This window comes from Neorhizobium huautlense (assembly GCF_002968575.1).
Taxonomy (GTDB): Bacteria; Pseudomonadota; Alphaproteobacteria; order Rhizobiales; family Rhizobiaceae; genus Neorhizobium; species Neorhizobium huautlense.
The window spans coordinates 1-469 of record NZ_PVBM01000105.1 but is presented as its reverse complement, the minus strand read 5'-3'; the positions used below and the strand labels follow the sequence as shown (position 1 = coordinate 469).

Below are 469 nucleotides of genomic sequence, written 5' to 3'. Positions count from 1 at the left end.
AACGCCTCTCCCGAGAACGTACCCAATTGAAGAAGGAGCGCACGCGCCACGTCAATCGCATTCGCGCCTTGTTGGTACTCCACGGTATTCGCTCGGTTCCCGGTCTTTGGGGAGGGCGCTGGAAGGATGTCAATCGGCGTCCAATCTTCACCCCCCTGTAGACGATCAGCGCTTGGCCTGCCCGGCGCTGGCCGGGGTTGCAGAGGGTAGGCCAAATGCGGGTGATGGGTATCTTCGGCTTTAGCTTTGAGAGCGGTTTTTGAAGCGCCAGGACTCGTTGCCGGTTTCCACGATCTCGCAGTGGTGGGTCAAACGGTCGAGGAGTGCCGTCGTCATCTTCGCATCACCAATGATTTCATGATGCCTGTTTCCTCGATCGTCTATTGCGTTGAGCGCGAGCGCGCAGGATGCCGATCTGGTCCTGCGTCAATTCGATCTGCCATGGCTGGCCCTTGGCGAGTTGGTGTCC

The 469-nt window shown here is 58.8% G+C and carries 1 pseudogene; it reads right to left on the bottom strand.

The window, feature by feature from the left end:
* Positions 1-240: 240 nt before the first annotated feature.
* Positions 241-354: pseudogene (locus C5L12_RS27805) on the bottom strand (ATP-binding protein); the annotation flags it as partial.
* Positions 355-469 lie beyond the last annotated feature (115 nt).